Source organism: Methylobacterium sp. NEAU K (assembly GCF_030700285.1).
Classification (GTDB): domain Bacteria; phylum Pseudomonadota; class Alphaproteobacteria; order Rhizobiales; family Beijerinckiaceae; genus Methylobacterium.
Genome location: NZ_JAUYZJ010000004.1, coordinates 132,237 through 154,747, shown reverse-complemented (window position 1 = coordinate 154,747; position 22,511 = coordinate 132,237). Strand labels below are relative to the sequence as shown.

Annotated in this window: 20 protein-coding genes; 8 read left to right on the top strand and 12 right to left on the bottom strand. The window is 72.0% G+C overall.

What is annotated here, in order from left to right:
• Positions 1-225 precede the first annotated feature (225 nt).
• From Q8W67_RS05085 to Q8W67_RS05075, 3 genes are read right to left on the bottom strand one after another with little or no spacing between them, the layout of a single operon-like run.
• On the bottom strand, positions 226-3,546 hold the full coding sequence (locus Q8W67_RS05085; RefSeq protein WP_305541670.1) for an error-prone DNA polymerase: 3,321 nt from the start codon (positions 3,544-3,546) through the stop codon (positions 226-228).
• Positions 3,543-5,141, bottom strand: a complete 1,599-nt coding sequence (locus tag Q8W67_RS05080) for a DUF6504 family protein (protein WP_305541667.1) — start codon at positions 5,139-5,141, stop codon at positions 3,543-3,545. Before Q8W67_RS05080 ends, Q8W67_RS05085 begins: the two co-directional genes overlap by 4 nt.
• Positions 5,068-5,847, bottom strand: coding sequence for an ImuA family protein (locus Q8W67_RS05075; protein WP_305541665.1), 780 nt, complete (start codon positions 5,845-5,847; stop codon positions 5,068-5,070). The genes Q8W67_RS05080 and Q8W67_RS05075 overlap by 74 nt, the downstream gene beginning before the upstream one ends.
• A gap of 232 nt (positions 5,848-6,079) precedes the next feature.
• Here Q8W67_RS05075 and Q8W67_RS05070 point away from each other — a divergent pair, with 232 nt between their 5' ends.
• Positions 6,080-6,979, top strand: a complete 900-nt coding sequence (locus Q8W67_RS05070) for a collagen-like protein (RefSeq protein WP_305541663.1) — start codon at positions 6,080-6,082, stop codon at positions 6,977-6,979.
• Positions 6,980-6,994: 15 nt separating this feature from the next.
• Here Q8W67_RS05070 and Q8W67_RS05065 read toward each other — a convergent pair whose 3' ends face one another.
• On the bottom strand, positions 6,995-8,212 hold the full coding sequence (locus tag Q8W67_RS05065; RefSeq protein WP_305541660.1) for a TIGR03862 family flavoprotein: 1,218 nt from the start codon (positions 8,210-8,212) through the stop codon (positions 6,995-6,997).
• A 341-nt stretch (positions 8,213-8,553) separates the two neighbouring features.
• Between Q8W67_RS05065 and Q8W67_RS05060 the strand changes: the two genes are divergently transcribed.
• From Q8W67_RS05060 to Q8W67_RS05050, 3 genes are all read left to right on the top strand, one after another.
• Entirely contained in the window at positions 8,554-10,065 is a 1,512-nt protein-coding gene (locus Q8W67_RS05060; protein ID WP_370693815.1) for an MDR family MFS transporter, read from the top strand.
• Between the two features lie 10 nt (positions 10,066-10,075).
• Positions 10,076-10,396, top strand: a complete 321-nt coding sequence (locus tag Q8W67_RS05055; RefSeq protein ID WP_305541657.1) for a multidrug efflux SMR transporter — start codon at positions 10,076-10,078, stop codon at positions 10,394-10,396.
• Positions 10,397-10,554: 158 nt separating this feature from the next.
• Positions 10,555-11,589, top strand: a complete 1,035-nt coding sequence (locus Q8W67_RS05050; RefSeq protein ID WP_305541654.1) for a TerC family protein — start codon at positions 10,555-10,557, stop codon at positions 11,587-11,589.
• A 7-nt stretch (positions 11,590-11,596) separates the two neighbouring features.
• Here the strand turns inward: Q8W67_RS05050 and Q8W67_RS05045 are convergent, their stop codons facing one another.
• From Q8W67_RS05045 to Q8W67_RS05035, 3 genes are all read right to left on the bottom strand, one after another.
• The gene (locus tag Q8W67_RS05045; protein WP_305541651.1) at positions 11,597-12,358 is read right to left on the bottom strand and encodes an N-acetylmuramoyl-L-alanine amidase; all 762 of its coding nucleotides are present in this window, start codon (positions 12,356-12,358) and stop codon (positions 11,597-11,599) included.
• The gene (locus Q8W67_RS05040; protein ID WP_305541648.1) at positions 12,355-13,095 is read right to left on the bottom strand and encodes a TerB family tellurite resistance protein; all 741 of its coding nucleotides are present in this window, start codon (positions 13,093-13,095) and stop codon (positions 12,355-12,357) included. The genes Q8W67_RS05045 and Q8W67_RS05040 overlap by 4 nt, the downstream gene beginning before the upstream one ends.
• Before the next feature lie 258 nt (positions 13,096-13,353).
• Complete coding sequence (locus Q8W67_RS05035) at positions 13,354-13,623, bottom strand: hypothetical protein (protein ID WP_305541645.1); 270 nt, start codon at positions 13,621-13,623, stop codon at positions 13,354-13,356.
• A gap of 210 nt (positions 13,624-13,833) precedes the next feature.
• Here Q8W67_RS05035 and Q8W67_RS05030 point away from each other — a divergent pair, with 210 nt between their 5' ends.
• Together Q8W67_RS05030 and Q8W67_RS05025 are read left to right on the top strand one after the other, a co-directional pair.
• Positions 13,834-14,418: an urease accessory protein UreE gene (locus Q8W67_RS05030; RefSeq protein ID WP_305541642.1), complete on the top strand. Its 585-nt coding sequence runs from the start codon at positions 13,834-13,836 to the stop codon at positions 14,416-14,418.
• Positions 14,419-14,775: 357 nt separating this feature from the next.
• Positions 14,776-15,585 carry an outer membrane protein gene (locus Q8W67_RS05025; protein WP_305541640.1) on the top strand — a complete coding sequence of 270 codons (810 nt, stop codon included), beginning with the start codon at positions 14,776-14,778 and terminating at the stop codon, positions 15,583-15,585.
• 139 nt (positions 15,586-15,724) lie between these two features.
• Here Q8W67_RS05025 and Q8W67_RS05020 read toward each other — a convergent pair whose 3' ends face one another.
• Positions 15,725-15,937 (bottom strand): hypothetical protein, encoded by a 213-nt coding sequence (locus Q8W67_RS05020; protein ID WP_305541637.1) that lies wholly within the window; start codon positions 15,935-15,937, stop codon positions 15,725-15,727.
• 527 nt (positions 15,938-16,464) lie between these two features.
• On the opposite strand from Q8W67_RS05020, the gene Q8W67_RS05015 reads away from it, so the two are divergent.
• On the top strand, positions 16,465-17,340 hold the full coding sequence (locus tag Q8W67_RS05015; RefSeq protein ID WP_305541634.1) for an SDR family oxidoreductase: 876 nt from the start codon (positions 16,465-16,467) through the stop codon (positions 17,338-17,340).
• 80 nt (positions 17,341-17,420) lie between these two features.
• Here Q8W67_RS05015 and Q8W67_RS05010 read toward each other — a convergent pair whose 3' ends face one another.
• Positions 17,421-18,998, bottom strand: coding sequence for a methyl-accepting chemotaxis protein (locus tag Q8W67_RS05010; RefSeq protein ID WP_305541631.1), 1,578 nt, complete (start codon positions 18,996-18,998; stop codon positions 17,421-17,423).
• Between the two features lie 639 nt (positions 18,999-19,637).
• Here Q8W67_RS05010 and dusA point away from each other — a divergent pair.
• Positions 19,638-20,639: a tRNA dihydrouridine(20/20a) synthase DusA gene (gene dusA / locus Q8W67_RS05005; protein WP_305541859.1), complete on the top strand. Its 1,002-nt coding sequence runs from the start codon at positions 19,638-19,640 to the stop codon at positions 20,637-20,639.
• A 15-nt stretch (positions 20,640-20,654) separates the two neighbouring features.
• On the opposite strand, the gene Q8W67_RS05000 is transcribed toward dusA, so the two are convergent.
• Genes Q8W67_RS05000 through cobS form a run of 3 tightly spaced genes read right to left on the bottom strand, consistent with a single transcriptional unit; the run spans position 20,655 to position 22,433 of the window.
• Positions 20,655-21,347: a TIGR02281 family clan AA aspartic protease gene (locus Q8W67_RS05000; protein WP_305541628.1), complete on the bottom strand. Its 693-nt coding sequence runs from the start codon at positions 21,345-21,347 to the stop codon at positions 20,655-20,657.
• The gene (locus Q8W67_RS04995; protein WP_305541625.1) at positions 21,344-21,556 is read right to left on the bottom strand and encodes a DUF1289 domain-containing protein; all 213 of its coding nucleotides are present in this window, start codon (positions 21,554-21,556) and stop codon (positions 21,344-21,346) included. Before Q8W67_RS04995 ends, Q8W67_RS05000 begins: the two co-directional genes overlap by 4 nt.
• Positions 21,557-21,608: 52 nt before the next feature.
• Positions 21,609-22,433 (bottom strand): adenosylcobinamide-GDP ribazoletransferase, encoded by an 825-nt coding sequence (cobS, locus tag Q8W67_RS04990; protein ID WP_305541614.1) that lies wholly within the window; start codon positions 22,431-22,433, stop codon positions 21,609-21,611.
• Positions 22,434-22,511 lie beyond the last annotated feature (78 nt).

Sequence of the window (22,511 nt, the reverse complement as noted above, 5' to 3'; positions counted from 1 at the left end):
TCTTCCGTGCCAGGCGCTCGTCACCTCCGGCAATCGGCTCTAGCTGCATTGTTGCAGACCGCGACCTAACGGCCGATCCACGGCAAGGGTTCAGGACCGGCGCCGTTTGGCACCAGATTCCGAGAGACAGAATGCCGCACCCGGGGTGCCAGGACGCGACTTGATCGCCTCCGAGGAGGAACCGGAGGTGAGGGTGGTTCAGGCTGGGAGAACCGCCGCGGCGGTTCAGTGGAAATCCCGGCTGGGATATACGCGCCGATCCGGGGGAGCGCTGAAATCCGTGGTCTCGGGCGGCAGCCGCATCCCGGCCGCGCGCAGGTCGCGCAGCGACTCCGTGAGGTCGCGGAACCCCTCCGCCACGAGATGGACGACATCGCCTGCCCGCTGCACCCGGCCGCGCACGGCGAGGAAGCGGGCCTGCATGGCGACCCGGCGGTTGGCCTCGAACACCGTCTTCCAGATGATCACGTTGGCGGTGCCGGTCTCGTCCTCCAGGGTCAGGAAGACCACGCCCTTGGCGGTGCCCGGCCGCTGGCGGATCAGCACGAGGCCCGCCACCGTGACGCGGGCGCCCTGGGGCAGCGCCGGGTCGAGATGGGCGCGGGCCGGGATCGCGCCGATCCGGGCGAGGCGCCCGCGGAAGAAGGCGACCGGGTGCCCCTGCAGCGACAGACCGGTGGCGGCGTAATCCTCGGCCACCGCCTCTGGCAGGGGCAGCGACGGCAGGTCCACCGCCGGCTCGTGCCGGAACAGGCCGTCGTCGGCGTGCCAGGCGAACAGCGGCAGCGGCGCGTCCAGCAGGTGGGCGCGGCGCTCGCTCCCATCCGCTCGAGACGCCCTGCGGGCGGAGGTCCCCTCCAGGGTGCGCACCATCCACAGGGCGGCGCGCCGATCGAGGCCCAGCGACCGGAAGGCGTCGGCCTCGGCCAGCCGCTCCAGGGCGTTGCGCGGCAATGCGAGGGCCGCCTGCAGGCCCTCGATGGTGGCATAGCCGTTGGCGCGCAGCCGCACGAGCCGGCGCATGGCGGCCTCGGGCAGGCCGCGCACCTGCCGCAGACCGATCCGCACCGCAAGCCGCCGGGGCGCATCGGGGGGCGGGTCGGCGGCCGGCTCCAGGGTGCAGTCCCAGTCGCTTGCGTTGACGCAGACGCCCCGCACCTCGACCCCATGGGCGCGGGCGTCGCGCACGAGCTGGGCCGGCTGATAGAAGCCCATCGGCTGGGCGTTGAGGATCGCGGCCAGGAACACGTCCGGGTGCCGGCACTTCATCCAGGCCGAGGCGTACACGAGCAGCGCGAAGCTCGCCGCGTGGCTCTCCGGGAAGCCGTAGGTGGAGAACCCCTTGATCTGCGCGAAGCAGCGCTCGGCAAACGCCTTCTCGTATCCGCGCCGGACCATCCCGCCGACGAACTTCTCCTCGAATCCGCCGATCGATCCGACATGCCGGAAGGTCGCCATCGCCCGGCGCAGGCCGTCGGCCTCCGCCGGGGTGAAGCCCGCCGCCGTGATGGCGATCTGCATCGCGTGCTCCTGAAAGAGCGGCACGCCGTAGGTCTTGTGCAGCACCGCGTGCAGTTCGTCCGCGGGCCCGTGGGCCGGATGGGGAGCCGGATACTCCACCGGGTCGATCCCGGCCCGCCGCCGCAGGTAGGGATGGACCATGTCGCCCTGGATCGGGCCGGGGCGCACGATCGCCACCTGGACCACGAGGTCGTAGAACTCCTGGGGCTTGAGGCGGGGCAGCATCGACATCTGCGCCCGGCTCTCGACCTGGAACACGCCCACGGAATCGGCCCTGGCCAGCATCGCGTAGGTCTCGGAATCGTTCTGCGGCAGGTCGGCCAGGGTTTCGTAGAACAGGCCATAATCCCGCTCTAGAAAATCGAGGCCGCGCTTGAGGCAGGTCAGCATGCCGAGCGCCAGGACGTCGACCTTCATCAGGCCGATGGCGTCGATGTCGTCCTTGTCCCACTCGATGAAGGTGCGGTCCGCCATCGCGCCGTTGCCCACCGGCACGGTCTCGTCGAGGCGCGCCTTCGTCAGGATGAAGCCGCCGACATGCTGCGACAGGTGGCGGGGGAAGCCGATCAGCTGGTGCGCGAGATCGAGCGCCTGCCGGAGCATCGGGTTGTGGGGGTCGAGGCCGGCCTCGCGCACGTGCTGGTCCGGCAGGCCCTTGCCCCAGGAGCCCCAGACCGTGTCGGCGATCGCCGCGGTCACGTCCTCGGTGAGTCCCAGGACCTTGCCGACCTCGCGGATCGCCATGCGCGGGCGGTAGTGGATCACCGTGGCGCAGAGGGCGGCGCGCTCCCGCCCGTAGCGTGCGTAGAGGTGCTGGATCACCTCCTCGCGGCGCTCGTGCTCGAAATCGACGTCGATGTCGGGGGGCTCGCCCCGGTTCTCGGAGATGAAGCGGGCGAACAGCAGCCGGTGCTTGGAGGGGTCCACCGCGGTGATGCCGAGGCAGAAGCACACCGCCGAATTTGCCGCTGAGCCGCGGCCCTGGCAGAGGATCCCGCGTGCCCTGGCGAACTCGACCACGTCGAACAGGGTCAGGAAGTAGCGGGCATAGTCCATCTTGGCGATGAGCTGCAGCTCCTCGTGGAGCGTGGCCTCGACGGACGCCGGGATGTCTCCGGCATAGCGCCAGCCCGCCCGCTCCCAGGTCTTCTCCTCCAGGTATTCCTGCGGCGTGCGCCCGGGCGGCACCGGCTCGTCGGGGTATTCGTAGCGCAGCTGCGAGAGGCAGAAGCCGCAGGCCTCCGCGATCTCGACCGTGCGGGCGAGCGCCTCCGGATGGTCGGCGAACAGCCGGGCCATCTCGTCCGGAGGCTTGAGGTGGCGCTCGGCATTGGCCTCCAGGCGATAGCCGGCCTCGGCGATCCGGCAGCGTGCGCGGATGCAGGCGACCACGTCCTGGAGCGGGCGCCGGTCGGGATGGTGGTAGAGCGCATCCGAGACTGCGACCATCGGGGCACCCGACGCCGCCCCCAGCTCCGCGAGCAGGCCGAGGCGGCGCCGCTCGTCGCCACGCCGCGCATGGCTCGCCCCGAGCCAGGTCCGGCCCGGGGCGGCTTCGGCCAGCGCCTCCAGCCGCGCGCGGAATCCGTCGGGCGGGCGGGGGCGCCGGCCCGGCGGCATGGCGATGAACACCTGTCCCTCGGAGGCCTCCAGCACCTCGGCGAAGGTGACGTGGCAGTCTCCCTTGCGGGCGCGCCGGTTGCCTGCGGTGAGCAGCCGGCAGAGCCGCCCCCAGGCGGCCCGGTCCATCGGGTAGGTCACGGCCTCGAACCCGTCCTCGGTGACGAGGCGCACCCCCGGCAGGATGCGGATCGGCGCGCCCTCGGGGTCGAGCGCCAGGGCCGCCGCGTGCGCCCGGACCACGCCCGCCACCGTGTTGCGGTCGGCGATCCCGATCGCCGCGAGCCCGTAGGCCGCCCCCTGTACGACGTATTCCTGCGGGTGCGAGGCACCGTGAAGGAACGAGAAGTTCGTGGTGAGGGCGAGTTCGGCGTACCGGAACCCGGGATCGGCAGGGCCGCTCACGCGAACAGCCCGTGGACGAACCACGCGGCCGGGCGGCCGGGGGCGTGCGGCCCGTCCCGATAGAGCCAGAGGCGGCGCCCGGCCTCGCACTCGACGCGGTAATAGTCCCGGGCCTGACCCGAGCCGGCGCCTTGCCGGGACGCGTGCCCTTGCGCCGGACCGGCGGCCGCTTCGGCGGAGCGCGCTCCGGGCTCGCGCCACCACTCGGCCGCGATCCGCTCCGGCCCCTCGGCATGGGCGACCCGGTGGACCTGCGCGCGCCAGCGGAAGCGCCGGGGCGGCCCCTCGGGCACGATGGAGAGCACATCGAGGGCGGCTTCGCCCCGGGGGAACAGCACCAGGGGCCGGGGCGGCAGATGGTCGGGCCAGGGGCGCACGGAATCGGGCGTGGCGGCGGCCCAGGGGAAGGGGCGGGCCGCCCGCTCCGGGATGTGGCTCGCCCGCGCCCCGAGGCACAGGAGCGGGCGCCCGAGGCGCTGCGCCAGGGCGTCGGCCAGGAAGCCGATCCCGTCGCCCGCGGGCGCCGCACCGAGATCCGTCTGGCGGGCCGGCATGGCCCCCGTCACCGTGACGGCGAGCGCCACGGTCTCGAAGCCGAAGCCGGCATCGAGGGCAGCGCCCAGCCGGTCGAGGCGCAGGGACACCAGGGCTGCGACCCGCCCGGGACAGCGCTCGGGGCGCGACAGGCCGATGTCGAGGGCACGCACCACCCCGTCGACCCGGTGCAGGACGAGGCGTAGGCCGCAGGCGCCGATCCCGTCCCGTTCCAGCCGGGGGGCGAGTTCCGCCATCAGGGCCCGGGCGGTGGCGACCAGGTCGGCCTGGCCGTCGATCGGGTCGAGGAAGCCCCGGGCGGCACTGTAGTCGGCAGCGTCCGTCAGGGGCGCCAGCGGCTCGGGCCGGCGTCCCACCGCCTGGTCGAGGCGCAGCAACAGGGCCTCGCCGAAGCGGCGCGCCAGGGGTCCCCGGGCCAGGGCATCGAGTTCACCGATCCGGCGCAGGCCGAGCCGCCTCAGGCCCGAGACCGTGCCGGGATCGAGGCGCAGGGCCTCCACGGGCAGCCCGCGCACGGCTTCCGCGGCCCCGCCCGGGGGCACGACCACCCGGTCGGTCGCGCCGTAGCGCGCCAGCGCGAATGCGCCGCCGGGGATGTCGGCCAGGGCGATCCGGGCGGGGATCCTCGCCCGCGCGAGGCGCCCGGCCAGATCGTCCACGAGGCGCATCTCGCCCCCGCGCAGGTGGCTCGCCCCGGCGACGTCGACGTAAAGACCGTCCGCGGCCTCGGCGGGTCCGAACGGGGCCACGATGGGCGCGTAGCCCCCCGCCCAGCGGCAGAGACGCAGCAGGGCCTCCCGGTCGGCGGCGGGATCGGCCGGGTGGACCCGGAGCGGGACGCCGATCCGCGCCCGGACCCGGCCGAGGGGCTCGCCGGGCCGCAGGCCCAGGGCGCTCGCCTCCGGGTCGAGGGCGGTGAGCCTCAGGCCTCCGGGCCCCTCGGCCGCCACCGCGAGAGGGCCCCGCTCAGGCGCGAGCCCGGCCCGCCGCAGCCGCGTCACGGGCCAGTGGCTCAGGCAGACGCAGACGATGCGCGGCATGATCCCACTCCAGAAGCCAGTCGCCGCCCCGGCCGTTGCGGCAGCGTTCGAGCCGCGCCCGCCAGCGCGGATTGTCGAGGCCGCCGAACCGGTCCCGGGCCGCCGGGGCGGAGGCGATCCGCCAGCGGGTGGCGGCCCCGTTGGGCAACCCGGCCTCCGCGGGCCGCAGGATCAACACCAGCGGGGGCGAGGCCCCCTCGGCGGCGAGCTGCAGACGTCGCCCCGGCTTCAACGGCAGGCCGCCCCCCAAGAGGCCGATGAGCACCGGCAGGGTGCGCGCGTGTAGCGCCGCCTCCAGCGCGCGGAACACCTCCGCGTCGCCCCCGGCTTCCAGGAGCAGCAGCCGGGCCGGATCGAGGCCGAGCCCGGCCAGGCCGTGGCCGTGGGGCAGCGGCTGGCCGGGGGCGGCGGCGATCAGCGCCGCCCCGGGGATGCGGGCGAGGTGGCGGCCGCAGAGCGCCAGGGCGAAGCCGAAGGCCGCGACACCATCGGCAGGCTCGGCCGGGGCGATCTCGTGCGGCGGGCCGAGCGCAAGGCCGCCGCCGGGCAGGTGGGTGTCGACCCCGGGCAGCCCCAGCGGCAGGACCGGGTGCGGGACCGCCGGCCCGCCCGGACCCGACAGGCGGGCCCGCAAGGCCGCCAGCCGCTCCCGGGAGCTGCCGGGTCCGCGAGCCCGCTCGGTCTCGTCCGCAGGGTCCAGCCCCATCTCCGTCTGCTCCGATCATGTCGGACGATAGGAACATAACATGAACATATTCAAACCGTTTCAGGACCGGACCGGAATTGCTCGCCCCGGCAGCGGCTTGGCCTGTGGATGGATGTGGACGCGTGTGGAATCGGCCCGGACCGCCACGCGCTGACAGTCGCGGTTGACCCCAACCGTAGAGCGAGACCAATGTCGGTGGCCGCGCGCCAGACGCGGCCGACACGGACCGAGCATGCGCCCAGCCCTTGCCCTGACGATCCTGCTCGCCCTCTCCGGGGCGGCGCTCGCGCAGCAGCCGGACTCGGGTCCCGTCCCCGACCCGTCCGTCCAGGCACGCCCGGCCCGGCCGCGGGCCAGGCAGCTGCAGACCCCCAGCCAGCCGATCATGGTCTACGATGCCCGGATCGAGGGGGGCGACCTGCGGCTCTCGGGCTCGGTGCGCAAGCCGGGCGCGATCGTGGTGATGGACGACGACATCTCGATCCAGGCCGACCGGCGCGGGCGGTTCACCTTCCGGCTGCCCTATCGGCCGCCGACCTGCGTGGTGACGCTCAAGGTCGACCCGGACGAACGCGAGGCCGTGATCGCCAACTGCGCCGCCGAAGGCCCGCCGGGCCCGCCCGGCCCCCAGGGGGCGGCGGGGCCGGCCGGCGAAGCGGGACCCAAGGGCGATACCGGCCCCAAGGGCGATGCGGGTCCAAAGGGCGATACCGGCCCCAAGGGCGATGCGGGTCCAAAGGGCGATACCGGCCCTCAAGGCGCGCCGGGCCCGAAGGGAGAACCCGGGCTCAAGGGCGAGCCGGGCCTTCCGGGAGCCCCGGGTCCCAAGGGAGACCAAGGGCTCAAAGGGGATCAGGGTCCCAAGGGTGAGCAGGGACCGAAGGGTGAGCAGGGACCGAAGGGGGATCCCGGCCCGGGGGGCGGGGCAGGGCCCCGGGGCGAAGCCGGCGCGTCCGCCCTCCGGGCCTTGCGCAAGTCCGACTGCACAGGCGGCTGCACCGTGACCTGCCCGGCCGAGGAGACGCTGGTCACCGCCCATTGCCTCAAGGCCGGCACGCCGGTCTATGACGGGGAGGGCGCCACCTGTCCGGCGGAGGCCGCAGGGATCGTCGGGTTCTGCACGCGGCCCTGAGCGGGGCCGCGCGCCTCAACCGGCCGTCTCGCGCAGCCAGTCGAGCATCCCGGCGGCCGCCGCCCGGCCACCCGCGAAGGCGCCCTGGAGCAGGTAGCCACCGGTGGGGGCCTCCCAGTCGAGCATCTCGCCGGCCAGGAACAGGCCGGGGCGGGCGCGCAGCATGGCACGCCCGTCGAGGGCGTCGAGCCGGACCCCGCCCGCCGTCGAGATCGCCCGCTCGATCGGGGCCGAGGCGGTGAGGTCGAGGGGGGCGGCCTTGATCAGCCCGGCGAGCGCCTCGGGCTCGGCCGGGAGGGCGGCGCCCGCCGCCTCCCGCAGCAGGCTCGCGGCCACCGGCGAGAGCCCCGCGGCCTTACGCAGCCGGGTCGCGGCCGAGTCCCCCGGCCGGGCGCCGGAGAGACGGCGGGCCAGGGCCTCCCGGGCCAGGTCGGGGCGCAGGTCGACGACGAGGCGGGCGCGGCCCCGCGCGGCGATCGCCTCCCTCAGAACCCGCGACAGGGCGTAGACCGCCCCGCCCTCGATCCCAGAGGCGGTGATCACGGCCTCGCCTCGCACGGTGGTGCCGTCGCAGGCGAGCGCCACGCGCTTGAGCGGCACCCCGGCGAAGCGCTCCCGGAACAGGGTGGACCACGCCACCGCGAACCCGGCATTGGCCGGCTCCAGGGGCGCGACCTCCACGCCGAGCCCTTCGAGGAGCGGCACCCAGCGCCCGTCCGAGCCGAGCCGCGGCCAACTCGCCCCGCCGAGCGCCAGCAGGGCTGCCCTGGGCCGGATCTCGGCCGGGCCGTCCGGGGTCTCGAAATGGAGCCCCTCGGCGATCGCGGTGAGCCGGTAGCGGGTGCGGATGCGGACCCCGAGCCGGTCGAGCCGCGCAAGCCAGGCCCGCAGCAGCGGCGACGCCTTGAAGCTCTCCGGAAACACCCGCCCGCTCGACCCCACGAAGGTCGGCTCGCCGAGATCCGCGCACCAGTCCCGCAGCGCCTCCGGGGGGAACGCCGCGATGGCGGCGTCCAGGTGGCCGGCAGGATGGTAGCGGGCCAGGAAGGCCGCGCGCGGCTCGCTGTGGGTGAGGTTGAGGCCGCCGCGCCCGGCGATCAGCAGCTTGCGGGCGACCGACGGCATGCGGTCGTAGACCGTGACCGCGCGGCCGGCCTGGGCCAGCACCTCGGCCGCGGCCAGCCCGGCCGGCCCGCCGCCCACGATGGCGATATCGTTCGTGTCACCCGGCATCCGCCTGCAGAGCGGCAGGCGGCCGGTGCCTGTCAAGGGAAGCCACGGTCTTCACACATCGTCACCGGATGAGGGCCGCGGCCGGACGCACACGCCTATCCCTCCCCCCTCTGCGGGGAGGGATAGGCGCGCGGGTTGCACTGCGCGCTGTGCAGGCGCGCGGGCGATGCGGTAGGAACCCGCACCAACCGCAGATAAGTTCTTCTCCATTCTCCGCCCTGCGTAGATCGGCGACCTCCGGGTCGAGGGCCCGTCGACGCATCCCTCCTTGCCGCACCGAGCCGCCATCCGCCCCGGATGCCGGGCAGGCCTGCAGCCCGGACCAGAGGTTTTCGAGAGACGTGGCCAGCTCCATCGTCGTCCCCGGGATCCAGGCGCAGCCGGCCCCCTCCGCCGCGCAGGACAGCCTCAGTCCGCTCGAGATCCGCTCGATCGTGTTCGGCCTGATGACCGCGATGCTGCTCGCGGCCCTCGACCAGACCATCGTGGCCACCGCGATGCCGACCATCGGGCTCGATCTCGGCGACGCCGCGAACCTGCCCTGGATCGTCACCGCCTACCTGCTGGCCTCCACGGCGGTCACCCCGCTCTACGGCAAGCTCTCCGATATCCACGGACGGCGGATCATGCTGCTGATCGCCATCGCGACCTTCGTGCTCGGCTCGCTCGCCTGCGCGCTGGCCCCCACGATGGTGACGCTGGCACTGGCCCGCGGCCTGCAGGGCATCGGCGGCGGCGGGCTGATCGCCCTGTCACAGACCATCCTGGCCGACATCATGGCGCCCAAGGAACGGGCGCGCTACCAGGTGGTGATCGCGGGCGTGTTCGTGGCGGCCTCGGTGGCGGGCCCCCTGCTCGGCGGCCTGTTCGCCCAGCACCTGCACTGGTCGCTGATCTTCTGGATCAACCTGCCGATCGGCGGCCTCGCCTTCGCGCTGACCAACGCCAAGCTGAAGCTCCTGCCGCGCAACGAGCGCCGCCACCGGCTCGACTATCCCGGGGCCGTCCTGCTGGTCCTGGGTTCGGTCGCCCTGCTGCTGGCCCTGAGCTGGGGCGGCGTGCGCTACCCCTGGAGCTCCACGCCGGTGCTCGGCCTGCTCGCCGTGGCGGCCGTTCTGGGCGGCGGCTTCGCGGCGCGGCTCGCCACCGCGGCCGAGCCGCTCATCCCCACGGAGGTGCTCAAGGACCGGGTGGTCTACAGCGCCACGCTGGCCGCCTGCTTCGCCATGGGCACATTCATCGGCCTGACCATCTACGTGCCGATCTTCCTCGAAGGGGTGATCGGGCTCACGGCCAGCGAGTCCGGCGTGGCCCTGGTGCCGCTGATGGTCGGCACCGTCACGGGGGCCACGCTGTCGGGCCGGTCGATGATCTATTTCCGGCACTACAAGCGCGTGCCGCTCGCCATGATGAGCGTCAGCATCGCCTGCTGCGCCGGCATCGCCGCGGAGGGACGGGCGCTGCCGTTCTGGCTGCTGGAGGCGATGTTCGCGCTGCTCTCCATGGGGATCGGGACGATCCTGCCGCTCTCCACAATCGCGATCCAGAACGCGGTCGAGCCGCACCAGCTCGGCATCGCCACCGCGGCGATGAATTTCTTCCGCTCCCTGGGGGGCGCCCTGATCGTGGCGGCCTTCGGCACGATCGTACTCGGGGGCGCAGCGGGGACGGCCCATGACGTCGAGAGCCTTATCCGCGGCGCGGACCCCGCGCAGCTCGCCCTGACCTTCCGCTCCGTGTTCCTGGCCGCCTGCCTCGGCCTGGGGGCGGCCTTCGCGTTCCTGGCCTTCATGGAAGAGCGCCCCCTGGGCGAGCGCCCCGCGACGAAGCCGGCCGCAGATACCCACGCGTGAGGGCCCGGCCGTGGCTTGGCTGATCCTCGTCGCGGCCGGCCTGCTGGAGGTGGTCTGGGCCTACGCGATGAAGCGCTCCGAGGGCTTCACCCAGCCCATCGCCAGCACCGTGACGGTGGCGGCCGCGCTCGGCAGCTTCGTCCTGCTGGCGCTGGCCATGCGCAGCCTACCGTTGGGCACCGCCTACACGGCCTGGACCGGGATCGGGGCGGTGGGCGCCTTCGTGCTCGGCATCCTGCTGCTCGGCGAGAGCGCGAGCCCCCTGCGGATCGCCGCGGCCGCACTGATCGTCTCAGGCCTCGTGCTGATGAAGCTATCCGGGGACGCATGAGCGGTGAGCCGTCCGGCCGTCTCGGCCGTGCCCTTGATTCGCCCGGTTCGCCCTCTTAACTCGCCCTCATCGGCTGCGGGCCCCTCTGGCGGGCGCTGTTCAGCGCCCGTGATGTCGGAGCCGATGCCTTCCTTCCGGAATCGCATCAGGTCCCGTACATGATGGACGTTCTCACCGTCGAATGGCTCGGCAAGCCATTGTGGATGTGGCTCGGCTTCCACGTCCTGATCGCGTGCCTGCTCGCCTTCGACCTCGGGCTACTCCACCGGGACAAGGAGCACGAGATCGGCGTGCGGGAGAGCCTGCTGCTCACGGGCTTCTACCTCAGCCTGGGCCTCGCCTTCGGCGGCTGGATCTGGTGGTATCTCGGGCCGCAGGCAGGCGAGGAATACGTCACCGGCCTCGTGGTCGAGAAGTCGCTGTCGATGGACAACGTCTTCGTCATCGCCATGATCCTGGCCGCGCTCGGCATCCCGCGCGCCGCCCAGCACCGGGTCCTGCTCTGGGGCATCCTGGCCGCCGTGCTTCTGCGCGGCCTGATGATCGGGCTCGGTGCCGCCCTGGTGCACCAGGTCCACTGGGTGCTGTCGCTGTTCGCCGCCTTCCTGATCTTCGCCGGCCTGAAGATCCTGTTCTCGGGGTCCGAGGAGGAGGGCGACTTCCAGAACAGCGCCGCCGTGCGCTGGATCAAGAAGACCTTCCGGGTCACGCCCGAGCTGCACGGCCAGCACTTCGCGGTGCGCAGGCCGGACCCGGCGACCGGCCGGAAGGCCCTTTGGTTCACCCCGCTGGCCCTGGCCCTGGTGCTGGTCAACGGCGCCGACGTGATCTTCGCGGTCGACAGCGTGCCGGCGATCTTCGCGATCACCACCGACACCTTTGTGGTCTACACGTCCAACATCTTCGCGATCCTCGGGCTGCGCGCCCTCTACTTCGCCCTGGCCGCGATGGTCGACCGGTTCGCCTATCTCAAGACCGCGCTCGCCTTCATCCTGATCTTCATCGGCGCCAAGATCGTGGTCGCCGACACGTTCGGGCTCGTCCACGTGCCGCCGTGGGTCTCCCTGGTGGTGACCCTATCGCTTCTGGCGATCGGCGTGGTCTACAGCCTGTGGCGCACCCGCACGGACGCGCCCGCCCAGGAGGTCTCGGCGCCGGTGCCCCGGCACGAGGCCCGGGCCCACCGGGCCTGAGGGCACCTCAGGCCGCCGTCGTGGGCAGGGCGGCGATCAGGTCGCGCAGGGTGGTGATCGTCGAGGCGTCGGCGACGCCGTCCACCCGCTCCTGGCGGAAATGGCGCTGGAACGCCGCGACCACCGCGTGCGTGCGCGGGTCGAACACGCCCGTCACCGGCAGGTCGTAGCCGTAGAGGGCGAACATCGCCTGCAGCGCCTCCACTGGCTGGCCGGCATCGCCCTGCGCGAAGAACCGGCCGTCCCGGAGGCGGGCGGGGGGCACGTGATGGCCGATCCCCGCTGCCGCGAGGCGGTCCCACGGGAATGTCTCGCCGGGATCCTCCTTGCGCTCGGGCGCGATGTCGGAATGGGCCAGCACCCGCTCCTTCGGGATCGGCCAGCGCCCGAGGACGTCCCGGGCCAGGGCGATCACCGCCGCCACCTGCGCGTCCGGATAGGGCGGCAGGCCGCCGGCATGGCCCGGATGGACGATCTCGATCCCGATCGAGCGGGCATTGACGTCGGTGACGCCCTTCCAGGCGCCCGCGCCCGCGTGCCAGGCGCGCCGGGCCTCGGGCACGAGCTGGACGATGCCGCCATCCTCGAACACGAGGTAATGGGCCGAGACCTCGCTCAGCGGTTCGCGCAGGCGCGCCAGGGCGGCGGCCCCGCTCTCCATGCCGGTGTAGTGCAGGACCAGCATGTCGGGGCGCTGGCCGCGGCGCTCGCCGTGGTTCGGCGACGGCGCGACGCGGCGGGCGAGGGGACTGTCCGGAACGAGACTCACCGCAAGCCACGCTCCTGCGCGATCCGGTCGTAGGCCGCATTGATGGCCGCCAGCCGCCGGGTGGCGATCGCGACGGCCTCGGCGGGCAGGCCCCGGGCCAGGGCCCGGTCGGGGTGGTGCTCGGCGACCAGCGCCCGGTGGCGCGCCTTCACGGTCGCGTCGTCCACCGACCGGTCGAGCCCGAGGACGATGTAGGGATCGTCCGGCAGCCGCACGTGCCGGGCGGCGATGCGCTGGAAGGCGGTCTCGTCGAAGCCGAAGATGCCCGAGACGGCGCGCAGGTACCTTTCCTCCGCCTCGTGGAGCGCCCCGTCGGCACCCGCGATCTGGAACAGGCCGTCGAGCACGTCCTCGAGCAAGGCGGGCTCTTCGCCGAACGTCGCGGCGAGTTGGCGCGCGTAGGCCTCGAAACCATTCGTGGTCTTCTTCGCCAGATCGAACAGGCGCTCGACCCCAGGACGCGCGGACGGCTCGACGCGCACGACGCGGCCGAACGCCTCGACCTCTGAGGGCAATACCACGCCGTCGGACTTGGCCATCTTGGCGGCGAGCGCCACCAGCCCGGTGGTGAAAACCACGTCGCGGGGTGTCGGGCCGAAGGGCGCGCCGATCCGATCGATCAGGAAATGGCCCGCGACGCCGCCGATCAGCGCCCCGAGCGGACCGCCGATGGCGAGCCCGAGCCCGGCGCCGCCGATCTTGCCCCAGGGGCCCTGAGGTTTGGCCCCCTGGGTCATGGGCGGACCGACCCTCGGGCGGATCGTGGACTCGGTGCTCTCATGGGAGACGGCTTGCGTCCGGCACCGGGGACGCGCCCGGCCGAGCGCCGGGATAGCCGCTCCTCGCGCAGTGCGGAAGGGCCGGGACGCGCCCCGGCCTCTGGCCTGTCAGAGCGCTGTCCGCCGAAGTCGAGGCTGGTTCGGCGGACGAGAGCGCGTCACGACAAACCCTCAGCGCCGTGCCCGATCGCGCGGCGGTCGGGCACGGCTTACGCCTCAGCGGCAGTAGATGTTGCCGTAGGCGTCCCGGTAGGTGCCGTAGGGGCAGCGCGGCGCGGTCGAGGCGCCCACGATGGCGCCGCCGGCGCCTCCGATCGCGGCACCCGCCAGGGCGCCGCCCGCACGGCCCGTGGCGGCGGCGCCGATGGCCGCACCGGTGAGCGCACCGAGGCCCGCACCGCCCAGCGCGCGATCCTCCGGGGTGTTGCAGGCGCCGAGCGAGAGGGCAGCGATGGTGGCGAGGGCGGCGGCAGCGAGCTTCTTCATGGTCCCCAGATCTCCCCTGTGCATCCGGTCCGGCCCTCGGCCGTGATCGTCGCGGATGGTCGTGAGCTTAGCAGCAAAAGAATGCCCGCCATACGGCTAAGGTTCCATGCCCGGCGGCAGGAGTTGCGCCCGCTTCCCGTCTCGCCCTATGCCACCGGCCAGAGGCGGCGCTCCGGCCGGGGGCGCCGCGGCACCATCCCCGAGGGTCCCATGCCGAGAGCCACCACGATCGTCCGCCGGGCGGCGGTTCGCGCCGACCGCGTCGCCGACACGGTGATCCTCGATCACGCCGCCCGCACCGCGGCCACCGGATCCCTCATCGCGGCGGGCGGCCTCGGCTTCGAGGTGGCGCTCGCCAACACCGCGCCCCTCGAGGACGGCGATGCCCTGCGCCTCGAGGACGGCCGCCTCGTCGCGGTGCGCGCCGCCGCGGAGGACCTCATGGAGGTGCGCGCCGAGAACCCGGCCCGGCTGATGCGACTGGCCTGGCAGCTCGGCGGCAGCCACGTGCCCGCCGAGATCGCCGCCGACGTGCTCTACGTCCTGGCCTCCCCGGCCACCGCAGAGCTGGTGCGCGGGCAGGGCTGCGTCGCGACCCCGGTCTCCCGCACCTTCCGCCCCGAGCGCGCAGCGCACGACCACAGCACCTGCGGCCACGATCACAGTCACGACCAGAGCCATGATCACGGCCACAGTCATGCCCATGGGCATGATCACGCCCACGAGCATGATCAAGACCACGGGCATGATCACCACGGTCATGTCCACGGCCCCGGCTGCAATCACGACCATTAGAGGACGCGCCACCGGAGCGAATCCCGTTCCGGCGCGAGGCAGCGCATCGAAGCTCAGGATTTGAAAGCGGCGCCCGATCGGGCGCCGCTTTCGCTTTGCGTCGAAGCGGGCCGGCGGCAGAGCCTTCGGCACAGAAGAGGACGTCAATTCTTAAGTTTCATGTTGAAAATGCGCAATTTATCAGATATATCTTTATAATAAACTCAAAACTTTTTATGACATTGAGTTACAAACTCACCTATTTTATTTAATTATTTGACAAATATGCTTGCTTTTATGTGTTGCTACGACGATACGGATCGGTAAATGAGATTTTGTTAGGTCGGTTCTGGCTTCGTATTCTTGGACCGATCCGACATGAACAAGACCATTCTGACACCGGCTGCCTTGGCTGCTTTGACAGCCGCCGCCTCTGCTGCAGACCTGCCCCGACGCGCGCTACCGCCGGCGCCGATCGCACTGCCAGTCTTCACATGGACGGGCGCTTACTTCGGCATCAACGCCGGCTACGTCACTTCGACCAGGGACGTGGCGAACACGGCGGGCGTGTTCCGGTGGAGTGATGGGACCACGAGAGGTCCCTACACCAGCACGGTCAGGCTGCCGCGGGACGGCTTCACCGGTGGCGGCCAAGTTGGCTACAATTATCAGCTCACGCCCGGCTCAGGCTTCGTGGTCGGCGTCGAGACCGATGCGGCCTATACCGATCTGCGCCGCGGCTACGGTTTCCAAAGCAGACTTGTCGGCACCAACACCTATCGTCAGTCAGGCGACTATCTCGGGACCGTGCGCGGGCGCGTCGGTTACGCCATCGACCGCACCCTGTTCTACGGGACCGGCGGCTTCGCCTATGCAGGCGAGACCTACCGCGGCGGCCTCTTCCAGACGGCGGCGCGACCGCCCGTCTTCCTCGGGAGCCGCTCGCGCATCGAGACCGGCTATGCGGTCGGCGGCGGCATCGAGTATGCCCTGCCCACCGATTCCTTCCTGAACGTCTTCCACTCCAACGCGGTCACGGTGAAGGGCGAGGCGCTCTACTACGATCTCGGCGGCCGCACGATCCCGCTCCTGCCGACCGTCCGGACCATCGGCACCTTCGCCACGCGCTTCCAGAACGAGGGCGTGCTCGGCCGTGTGGGCCTGAACTACGAGTTCGGCAGCTATTGAGCGGTCCTGTCCTCGACTTCGGCTGAGCATCCCCAGCTCGATCCAACTGGCTGTCCCGTCGAAGGCCCCCCAGGAGCCAGCTCCTAGGGGGGGCCGCGTTCGAAGCTCCGCTCCCGATCGCGTCGCGATCGGAGCCGATTCACAGCCGCTTCGGCACGGGCCGTCGGCAGTAGGCGCGCGCCTCCTCGGGCGAAAAACCATCCTGGGCGGCGACACACTGGTCGAGGGTCAGCCCGATGCTGGCCGCGTAGGGTTCGTTCGGCGATAGCGCGTCGCGGGCAAGCTTTGCCAAACCGATCAGGAACGCGGCGATCACGAGGACGAGGGCCGCGATCACGACACGGTTCAGCATCGCATCCGATTCCCGGCCGCGAGGCGATGCACGGCGGCCCGTCACGGAACACCCACCAGCAGAAGCGCTAGCGCGAGAACCGCGAGACCCGTGCAGATCAACACGAGGGCGGTGCGATCGAGGCCGGACCGACGCAGGGCAGTGCGACCGGGTCGGATCGATGTTCGCGGCCCGAGGCGGCGGCCCAGGGCGGCAGCCCGCGCGCGGCTCACTGCAACAGGCCCCAGAGACCCGTGACCAGGCCGAAGGTAAGCGAGAGCATCGCCGCACCGAGCAGGGCGCGATCAATCACGCGGGCGATCCGATCCTCCGGTTGAATTTCGACCATCGCGGCGCCTCCTTTCCCCAAGACTGACCGGTGCCTGTTGCCGACCTGTGTCGGCGCTTCTCCGCGGTGCGCGTTTTATGTTTCCGCGCCGTAAATGCGTCTTCTCCCCCACGGGACGACCGGTCCAGGTGCGGCGGCGCGGCGTCGGAACACCCCGGATGCCGCGCGGTTGGACCGGCACCCCAACCGGAGACGACGCGTGACCACCGACCCGTTGCACAAGTACCCCCGACCGCCCTTCGAGGCGCAGCCGCAGAGCTTCCCCGGCATGACCGGCCGCATGGCGCCCGAGCCCGATCACGGCGAGGCGAGCTACACGGGCGCGGGCAAGCTTGCCGGCAAGGCCGCACTGATCACCGGAGGCGACAGCGGCATCGGCCGGGCCGTCGCGATCGCCTTCGCGCGCGAGGGCGCCGACGTCGCCATCTCCTACCTGCCGGAGGAGCAGGCGGACGCCGAGGCGGTGGGCGGCTGGATCGAGAAGGCGGGCCGTCGCGCGCTGCTCCTGCCGGGCGACCTCAAGGATGCCGCCTACGGCCGCGCGATCGTCGCCCGCACCGCCGAGACCTTTGGGCGCCTCGACGTGCTGGTCAACAACGGCGCCTTCCAGCAGCCGAACCAAGACCTCACCGAGATCGAAGACGCGATCTTCGAGGAACATTTCCGCACGAACGTGTTCGGGGCGTTCTACGTGACCAAGGCGGCGCTCGCACACCTGAAGCCCGGCGCCTCGGTGATCTTCACCTCGTCGGTGAATTCCAAGCACCCCATGCCGTCACTCATGGCCTACAGCGCCACCAAGGGCGCCTTGAGCAACATGGTGCTGAGCCTCGCGCAGTTGCTGGCCGAGAGGGGCGTGCGCGTGAACGGCGTCCTGCCCGGCCCGATCTGGACGCCGTTCATCCCGTCCGGGATGAGCCAGGATGCGGTGAAATCGTTCGGCAGCCAGGTGCCGTTCGGCCGCCCGGGCCAGCCGGCCGAACTCGCCTCCGCCTACGTGATGCTGGCCTCCCAGGAGAGCAGCTACACGTCGGGCGCGCTCGTCACAGTCGCCGGGGCGATGCCGGTCTTCTGACCGGCGACGGCTTCGGGCGGGGCGGCGTCAGGTCCCGGGTGCCGGCACGGGTCCATGCCAGCGCGGCGCGATCGAGCCGGTCAGGCGGCGCGCATGTCGGCCAGGAAGCGCACCACCTCGGCGCGCAACGCTTCGGCGCTGCGGCTTACATCGCCGGCCGCCTCGCCGACGCCGTCGGCGACGCGGCGCGTCTCTTCGGCAGCCGTCGAGGCCGATACCACGTTCTCGCTGACTGCCCCGGTCCCCCGCGAGGCCTCGTCGATGTTGCGGGAAATGTCGCCGGTGGCGAAGCGCTGCTGCTCCACCGCCGCGGCGATCGCGCTCGAAATGGCGTTCATCGTGTCCACGGTCTTGCCGATCGAGTGCACGGCCTCGACCGCGACCGTCGTCTCGCTCTGGATCGCGCCGATCTGGGCGGTGATCTCCTCGGTGGCCTTCGCGGTCTGGCCGGCCAGGCCCTTGACCTCGGCGGCGACGACCGCGAATCCGCGCCCCGCCTCTCCGGCCCGGGCCGCCTCGATGGTGGCGTTGAGCGCCAGCAGGTTTGTCTGCTGGGCGATCGCCGCGATCATGCGCACGACCTCGCCGATCCGTTCGGACATGGCGGCCAGTCCCTGGATCTGGCGATCCGTGCGCTCGGCCTCGGCAACGGCCTGGGTCGCGATCGCCGCAGATTTGGTGACCTGCTCGCCGATCTCCGCGATGGAGGCCGACAGCTCCTCGGTGGCGGCCGCCACGGTCTGGACGTTGGCCGAGGCCTGTTGCGCCTCGCCCGCGGCCGAGCCGGCCTGCCGGGCGGCCGTGACCGCGGTCTCCGACATCGCCCGGCAGGCCTCCCGCATCCCGGCTGCCGAGGAATCGACCTTCTTGAGGAGATCGCTCGCGTTCTGATCGAAGCCGCGGGTCAGGTCCTCGATCCAGCGGGCGCGCTCCTCGCGTCGCGTCTGCTCGGCGCGCTGGTCGGCGGAGAGCGTCTGTGCGTGGATCATGCTGTCCCGGAACACCCCGGCCGCGGCGGCCATATGACCGATCTCGTCGCCTCGGCCGATCCCCGGGATCACGATGGTGATCTCGCCGCCGGCGAGCCGGCGCATCGCCCGCGTGAAGGCGGCCAACGGCGTGGTGATGCTGCGGGCGAGCAGGATCCCGCAGCCCACGATCAAGAGGCAGAGCGGGACCACCCAGAGCAGGATCGTGACGATCCGCGCGCGGCTCGCCGCGTAGACGTCATCGACGTAGAGCGCGGCATTGATGTTCCACTGCCAGGGCTCGAATGCCAGAGAGTAGGCCACTTTGGGTGCGGGCTCGGTCTCGCCCAGCCGCGGCCAGCGATATTCGGTAAAGCCACCGCCTTCCCTGCCGCGCTCGATCATGCTCCCGACGAAGGACTTCTTCATCCTCTCGTCATCGTAGCTCTTGGTACCTTCGATCTTGGGATTCGGGTGGACGATATTGCGTCCCAGATGGCCCGGAGCCGTACTGTACACGAAGACGTAGTCGGTGCCGTTGAAGCGGATCGCCCGCAGGGCGTCGGCAGCCCTCCGCTTCGCTTCATCCAGGGTGATCGTCCCGGTCTCCGCCTGCCTGGCGAGGGCCACCACGATGCTGTGGGCGGCCTCGACCTGATGGCGGACGACGGCCCTGCGGTCATCCATCATCACACCCTCCAAGGCACGGAATTCGAAGGTCAATATTGTCGCGAATGCCAACAGAACGCCGCCAAGCAACGCGAAAATCTTCCTACTAACAGTCATCGTCGAAGTTCCTCGGCCTGATATACCGCGGCGGATCCTCGGCATACTCAGGAATCGGGCGGCCAAATCAGACCTCCCCGGGGCCGACATTATCGCTCAAGTTTTCAAATGACTCCAGATATTTACAAAAACGGGAAGCGGTCACGCCAGTCTCAACTCCTACGTGCCGGGATTGACGCTTGGACCAGCGAGGCCGGACAATCCGGTGCAAAAATGGGTCTCCGGACCTCAGGACGATCTTCCGCATCGAAGGAACCGTCGGGTCACCCTTGGTCCGGCCGGACCGGAGCGAGCGTGAGCCGACAGGACGCCATTCGGCGCCGGCGCGGCCCATCCGGGCGGGGGCCGCGCCACGGGCAAGCCGCGCGGCGGACCGGTTCGGGCGCAGCCCCGGTTCGGCCCCGCCTTTTCGCGGATCGCCCTCGCGTGATATCGGGGGCCTCTTCAACTCGAGCCACCGGATGACCGGCGCCGCATCGTCCTGCGCGGCGCGCCGGCGGAACACGGGACAGCACGGAACCGGCACACGTGACGACGGCGGACATGGGCGGCGCACTACCGGGATGGCGGTTTTCCGTCGCCCCGATGATGGACTGGACGGATCGCCATTGTCGGGCGTTCCACCGCACCCTGTCGGCGCGCGCCCGGCTCTACACCGAGATGGTCACCACGGGCGCGGTGATGCACGGGCCGCGCGAGCGCCTGCTCGGCTTCTGCGCGGCCGAGCACCCGGTCGCGGTCCAGCTCGGCGGGTCGGACCCGGCGGAGCTGGCGCAGGCCGCGCGGATCTCGGAAGCGTTCGGCTACGACGAGGTCAACCTCAACGTCGGCTGCCCCTCCGACCGGGTGCAGGACGGCCGCTTCGGCGCCTGCCTCATGCGCGAGCCGGCCCTCGTGGGCGACTGCGTGGCGGCCATGAAGGCGGCGGTCTCCGTGCCAGTGACGGTCAAGTGCCGGATCGGCGTCGACGACCAGGATCCGGAGGCGGCCTTGGACGCCCTGGCCGATGCGGTGGTGGCCGCGGGCGTCGACGGGCTGATCGTCCACGCCCGCAAGGCCTGGCTCCAGGGCCTGTCGCCGAAGGAGAACCGCGATGTGCCGCCCCTCGATTACGGCCGCGCCGCGCGGCTGAAGCGGCGGCTCCCCGGGCTGCCGGTCTCGGTCAACGGCGGCCTGCGCGATCTCGAGGCCGCGCGCGCGCGGCTCACCGAGGTCGACGGCGTGATGATCGGCCGGGCCGCCTATACCGAGCCGGCGCTGCTGCTCGGCGTCGATCCCGGCCTGTTCGGCGCGCCGGCTCCGGTGGCCGACGCCTTCGCGGCGGTCGAGGCGTTCGAGCCTTACGTGGCCGCCGTGCTGGCCCGCGGCGAGCGCCTGCACGCGGTGACCCGCCACATGCTCGGGCTGTTCAACGGCCGGCCCGGCGCGCGCGCCTACCGGCGCCACCTCTCGACCCACGGGATGCGGCCGGATGCCGACCTCGCGACCCTGCGGGACGCGGTGGCGAGGGTCTCCCGCGAGGCACCGGAGGCGCGGGCGGCCTGACGCGCGCGACCGCCCTCAGGGCGGGCTGAGGATCAGCCGGTCGCCGCGGACCTCGTAGCCGGACAGGCGCGTCAGGAAGGTCTGGCCCAGCAGGTTGCCGGCGAGCGTGCCGGGCCGCGCCACCATGGCGTTGACGCGCCGCTCGGTGATCGTGCCGACGCCGAGCGAATCCAGCTGGATCGGCGCCGCATAGGCGATGCCGTTGGCGGTGGAGACCCGGGCGGTGAAGGCGGAGGGCTCCGGCGTGATGCCGAGGGACGCGGCATTCTCGGCGGTCAGCACCACGCTGCTCGCCCCGGTGTCGAACAGGAACGGCTGCACGCGCCCGTTAACCTCCGCGTCGACCCGGAAGTCGCCGTCCGCCCGCCGGGTGATCGTGACGACGCCGCCGGCGCCGGACACCGCCGAGCCGGGCCGGAGATCGCCGAGAACCCGGGCGCTGACGCCCTGGATCCGGTCGCGGTAGCTGTAGCCGATCACGAGCGCGAGGCCGACCAGCGCCCAGGCCAGCAGCGCGCGCAGGTTCGGGCCGAGGGAGGCGGTGAACTGCCGCCAATACCCGGCGACCACGAGGATCAGGATGCCGCCCGTCCACGCGAGGCCGGCGAGGTGGTCGGGCTCGATCACACCGCCGATGCTGTCGCTGCCGTCGGTGAGGACCAGCACGGCGGCGACGAGCGCGACGGCGGCGACCCCGAGATAGATCATGACGGCAGAGGCTCCTCCCGGGGAATCAGATGGGCGTCGCGCATCCGGACTTCGAGCCCGGCCATGATGGCGCGGCGTCGGGCCTCCGGCATCGAGCCCCAGGCGGCGATCTCGTCGCGGCTGCGCCCGCAACCGCGGCACAGGTCGGTCGCCGCGTCGAGCACGCAGAGCTTGGTGCAGGGGGAGGATGGTTTTGTCGCGGGCGGCATCGCCGATCCATGGCCGCCGGATCGTGGCCCGATCAAGGCCCCGGATGCCGCATCAATCCGCGACCGCGGCCACGAGGGCCAGCAGGGCGGCGATCTCGGAGACTTGCTGGCAGGCGCCGATCACGTCGCCGGTCTGGCCGCCGATTTTGCGGCGCGCGAGCCGGGTGAGGGCGAGGGCGGCGAGGCCGGCGAACAGGATCATCAGCGCGACGCCATGGACCGGCAGGCCGAGAGGCACGGCAAAGAGCGCGACCACGAGACAGATTCCGAGGGCCACCGTCAGGCTCGCCCGGTTCGGACGGCCTACCGATGCGGAAAGGCCGCCGGGCCGCGCCGGCGGCAGGAGCACCATCGGGGCGAGCGCGGCGAGCCGCGACACTGCGGCGGCGAGGAGGAGTGCGGTGGCCGCGGCATGGCCTGTGCGGTCGAGGAGCGTCGCCAGCGCACCGATGCGCAGGGCCAGCGCCAGGACCAGGGCCGCTCCGCCAAAGGCGCCGATGCGGCTGTCACGCATGATCTCCAGCCGCCGCTCGCGCGTCGTGCCGCCGCCGAAACCGTCCGCCACGTCGGCCAACCCGTCCTCGTGGAGCGCCCCAGTCGCCACCACCATGACGGTGACCGCCAGCGTAGCGGCGAGGAACGGCCCGAGCCCGATCCACCAGGCGGCCGCGAGGATGAGAGCAGCGGGAAGGGCGAGGATCAGGCCGGCCAGCGGCAGCATCCGCGGCAGGGTGGTGAAATCGGGGCTCCGGTGTGGGTCGGGCTCGCCGGGCAGTTGCGGCACCGGCAGGCGCGAGTAGAAACGGAGGCACCCGGCGAGGTCGTAGAGGGCGCCGCGCCCGGGCCAGTCGGCTTCACCGCCGGTCTGCCTGTCCATCGCGGTCTCTCGCAGCCCCCGCCACCGCGCTCCGGTGGAGCGAGCCGATCTCGAACGGTAAGACGGCGGGCATCCACT

What these genes read in the sequence shown, in the direction of transcription:
- Q8W67_RS05080 (WP_305541667.1), bottom strand. Translation starts at nt 5,141, where the DNA reads ATGCCGCGCATCGTCTGCGTCTGCCTGAGCCACTGGCCCGTGACGCGG.
- Q8W67_RS05075 (WP_305541665.1), bottom strand. Translation starts at nt 5,847, where the DNA reads ATGGGGCTGGACCCTGCGGACGAGACCGAGCGGGCTCGCGGACCCGGC.
- Q8W67_RS05070 (WP_305541663.1), top strand. Translation starts at nt 6,080, where the DNA reads ATGCGCCCAGCCCTTGCCCTGACGATCCTGCTCGCCCTCTCCGGGGCG.
- Q8W67_RS05065 (WP_305541660.1), bottom strand. Translation starts at nt 8,212, where the DNA reads ATGCCGGGTGACACGAACGATATCGCCATCGTGGGCGGCGGGCCGGCC.
- Q8W67_RS05050 (WP_305541654.1), top strand. Translation starts at nt 10,555, where the DNA reads ATGATGGACGTTCTCACCGTCGAATGGCTCGGCAAGCCATTGTGGATG.
- Q8W67_RS05040 (WP_305541648.1), bottom strand. Translation starts at nt 13,095, where the DNA reads ATGACCCAGGGGGCCAAACCTCAGGGCCCCTGGGGCAAGATCGGCGGC.
- Q8W67_RS05035 (WP_305541645.1), bottom strand. Translation starts at nt 13,623, where the DNA reads ATGAAGAAGCTCGCTGCCGCCGCCCTCGCCACCATCGCTGCCCTCTCG.
- Q8W67_RS05030 (WP_305541642.1), top strand. Translation starts at nt 13,834, where the DNA reads ATGCCGAGAGCCACCACGATCGTCCGCCGGGCGGCGGTTCGCGCCGAC.
- Q8W67_RS05025 (WP_305541640.1), top strand. Translation starts at nt 14,776, where the DNA reads ATGAACAAGACCATTCTGACACCGGCTGCCTTGGCTGCTTTGACAGCC.
- Q8W67_RS05020 (WP_305541637.1), bottom strand. Translation starts at nt 15,937, where the DNA reads ATGCTGAACCGTGTCGTGATCGCGGCCCTCGTCCTCGTGATCGCCGCG.
- Q8W67_RS05010 (WP_305541631.1), bottom strand. Translation starts at nt 18,998, where the DNA reads ATGATGGATGACCGCAGGGCCGTCGTCCGCCATCAGGTCGAGGCCGCC.
- dusA (WP_305541859.1), top strand. Translation starts at nt 19,638, where the DNA reads ATGGGCGGCGCACTACCGGGATGGCGGTTTTCCGTCGCCCCGATGATG.
- Q8W67_RS05000 (WP_305541628.1), bottom strand. Translation starts at nt 21,347, where the DNA reads ATGATCTATCTCGGGGTCGCCGCCGTCGCGCTCGTCGCCGCCGTGCTG.
- Q8W67_RS04995 (WP_305541625.1), bottom strand. Translation starts at nt 21,556, where the DNA reads ATGCCGCCCGCGACAAAACCATCCTCCCCCTGCACCAAGCTCTGCGTG.
- cobS (WP_305541614.1), bottom strand. Translation starts at nt 22,433, where the DNA reads ATGGACAGGCAGACCGGCGGTGAAGCCGACTGGCCCGGGCGCGGCGCC.